The organism is Parvibaculum sp. (assembly GCF_035511255.1).
GTDB lineage: Bacteria > Pseudomonadota > Alphaproteobacteria > Parvibaculales > Parvibaculaceae > Parvibaculum.
This window is the reverse complement of the sequence record NZ_DATKFR010000307.1, coordinates 1-2,917: the sequence shown is the minus strand read 5'-3', so window position 1 is coordinate 2,917 and position 2,917 is coordinate 1. Positions and strand designations below refer to the sequence as shown.

Below are 2,917 nucleotides of genomic sequence, written 5' to 3'. Positions count from 1 at the left end.
GCCCGACCTGCTCGAAAGCTACCGCGTGACGCAGGCGGAAGTGCTGGCGCGCGGCGCGCGCCTGGTGCGTCCCGGCGGACGGCTTGTCTATGTGACCTGCTCGATACTGCCCTCCGAGAACGAAGACCGCGTCGCGGCCTTTCTCGCGCAGCGTCGGGATTTCGAGGCGCTCGACTGGCGGTCCCGCTGGCCGGAGAATGTAACGATGCCCGAGGTACCGCCCGGGCCGGCGCTGCGGCTCTCGCCGGCGCGGAGCGGCACGGACGGATTTTTCGTCGCGATCATGCAGCGGAAAACGTGAGAATGGTGCGGGCATGAGGCACTTGACGCAAGCGGGAAGGGATGGTCTACCGGATCGAATTCCCCTTCGAGGCCCCGCCCGCCTTCTTCGAGGCTCGCACGAATGATGGCCGTTTTCCTCCGCTCCCTCTGCCTTCTGGCGCTTCTCTGCATCGGCGCCGCGCCGGCAGCCGCCAAGGTCAACGAAGCGTCGCAGCAGGCCTCGCGGATACTCGCCGGAAAGGGGACGGAAGCGGTTGCTTCGGGCGATTTCGTCCGTGCCCGCCGCCTGCTGGAAGAGGCGATCGTCGCCGACCCCGCCAACGCCCATGCGCTCGCGGCGCTCGGGCGGCTCTATCAGAGCCACAACGACGCCGACATGGCGCGCAAATATTATCGTTTCGCGCTCGAGGTCGAGCCCGTGGAGCCCGACGCCCTGTTCGGGGCAGCCACGCTCGACGTCGCGGACGGCGACACCGATGCCGCCAATGACAAGCTGCGCAAGCTTCAGCTTTCCTGCCCCGCCTGCCGACAGACAAACGAGCTTGCATCAGCGCTCAAGAAAAAGACACCGGGGCCCGGCCAATCTCTCGACACCAACACACCCGCCACTCATCCGTAGACGGAATATGACCGACCGCATCCTCATTATAGATTTCGGAAGCCAGGTTACGCAGCTCATTGCCCGGCGCGTTCGCGAGAGCGGCGTCTATTGCGAGATCGTGCCGTTCAATAAGACCGAAGGGCTTTTCGAGAGCTTCAAGCCGAAGGGCATCATTCTCTCCGGCAGCCCCGCCAGCACGACGGGCATCGGCTCGCCCCGCGCCGACGACTGGGTGTTCACCTGCGGCTTGCCGGTTCTCGGCATCTGCTATGGCGAACAGACCATGTGCGCGCAACTGGGCGGCAAGGTCGAGGGCTCGGAAGAACGCGAATTCGGGCGCGCCGTCATCAGCGTCACCGAGGATTGCAAACTCTTCGAGGGACTGCTGACCGTCGGCGAGCAGGAGCCGGTGTGGATGAGCCATGGCGATCGCGTTGTCGCGATCCCGCCGGGCTTCAAAGTCGTCGCGGTCAGCCGCAACGCGCCTTTCGCGGCCATCGCCGACGAGGATCGTCATTTCTACGGCATCCAGTTCCATGCCGAAGTCGCGCATACGCCACGCGGCCGCGACATGCTGAAAAATTTCGTTCACAAAATCTGCGGCTGCGTCAGCGACTGGACGATGTCGGCCTTCCGCGAGAATGAGATCGCGAAGATCCGTGCACAGGTCGGCAAGGAGAAGGTGATTTGCGGCCTGTCCGGCGGCGTCGACTCCTCCGTCGTTGCGGTGCTGCTGCACGAGGCGATCGGCGACCAGCTGCAATGCGTCTTCGTCGATACGGGGCTGCTGCGCGCCGGAGAGGCCGAGCAGGTCGTGACGCTTTTCCGCCACCACTACAACATCCCGCTCGTGCATGCCGATGCGGGCGATCTCTTCCTCGGCAAGCTCGAAGGTGTCAGCGATCCGGAAACGAAGCGCAAGATCATCGGCGCGACTTTCATCGACGTCTTCGAAGCCGAAGCGAAGAAGATCGGCGGCGCGGCCTTCCTCGCGCAGGGCACGCTCTATCCCGACGTCATCGAGAGCGTCTCCTTCACCGGCGGCCCGTCGGTCACGATCAAGAGCCATCACAATGTCGGTGGATTGCCCGCCCGCATGAACATGAAGCTCGTCGAGCCCTTGCGAGAGCTCTTCAAGGACGAGGTTCGCGTGCTTGGGCGAGAGCTTGGCCTGCCGGAGGACTTCGTCGGCCGTCATCCCTTTCCGGGGCCGGGCCTCGCGATCCGCGTGCCGGGCGAGATCACGCGCGAGAAGCTCGAATTGCTGCGCAAGGCCGATACGATCTATCTCGAAGAGATCCGCCATGCCGGTCTCTATAACGAGATCTGGCAAGCCTTCGCCGTGCTGCTCCCCGTGCGCACAGTCGGCGTGATGGGCGACGAGCGCACCTACGACTATGTCTGCGCACTCCGCGCCGTGACCTCCACCGACGGCATGACGGCGGACTATTATCCCTTCACCCACGACTTCCTCGGCCACGTCTCGACCCGCATCATCAACGAGGTGCGCGGCATCAACCGTGTCGTCTACGACGTAACGTCGAAGCCCCCGGGCACCATCGAGTGGGAGTGACGGATAGAAACGGCGGCAATAGCGTAGTTTCCGGCGTGGTTTTCGCCCTTGCGCGGTTGCCGTTCTCGTCCGTCTTTCTTTCCCATAGCGTTCACACACTCCATTCACTTCTGTCTCGCAGACGGCGGGTTTCCGCGGGTCGGCACTCGTTAGAACTCGGCCGGAATAGGCGCCTTGCCGAAAAGGCCGCCGGGGCTTTGCCTCAGGGCGAAGTTTCCATTCATGCAAAGAATATAGCACCGCTATAGACTCGCTCCTATAGCGGTGCTATATTCCAGATATGGATACGAAGACGGCACTGTTGGCGGCGGCCTTGACGCTGATCGAGGAGGAGGGCGAGGCGCACTTCTCGACGCGGGCGGTCTGCGACATCGCGAAGGTGACGGCGCCCACGCTCTATCATCATTTCCACAGCGCCGACGGTCTGCTGAGCGCGGCGATCGCCGAAGCGTTCGAGCAGT

The 2,917-nt window shown here is 63.6% G+C and carries 3 protein-coding genes and 1 pseudogene; all 4 read left to right on the top strand.

The window, feature by feature from the left end:
* A pseudogene (locus VMR03_RS12200) lies at nucleotides 1–301 on the top strand (MFS transporter); the annotation flags it as partial.
* A gap of 102 nt (nucleotides 302–403) precedes the next feature.
* A complete protein-coding gene (locus VMR03_RS12195; RefSeq protein WP_325405576.1) occupies nucleotides 404–901 on the top strand; it encodes a tetratricopeptide repeat protein in 498 nt (165 codons plus the stop codon).
* A 7-nt stretch (nucleotides 902–908) separates the two neighbouring features.
* Nucleotides 909–2,456, top strand: coding sequence for a glutamine-hydrolyzing GMP synthase (guaA, locus tag VMR03_RS12190; protein ID WP_325405574.1), 1,548 nt, complete (start codon nucleotides 909–911; stop codon nucleotides 2,454–2,456).
* A gap of 280 nt (nucleotides 2,457–2,736) precedes the next feature.
* Nucleotides 2,737–2,917: TetR/AcrR family transcriptional regulator (locus VMR03_RS12185; protein ID WP_325405572.1), on the top strand; the 181-nt coding region annotated here is incomplete at its 3' end.

Bases quoted from the DNA above. Each gene is read 5' to 3' on its own strand.
- guaA (WP_325405574.1), top strand. From the start codon at position 909: ATGACCGACCGCATCCTCATTATAGATTTCGGAAGCCAGGTTACGCAG.
- VMR03_RS12195 (WP_325405576.1), top strand. From the start codon at position 404: ATGATGGCCGTTTTCCTCCGCTCCCTCTGCCTTCTGGCGCTTCTCTGC.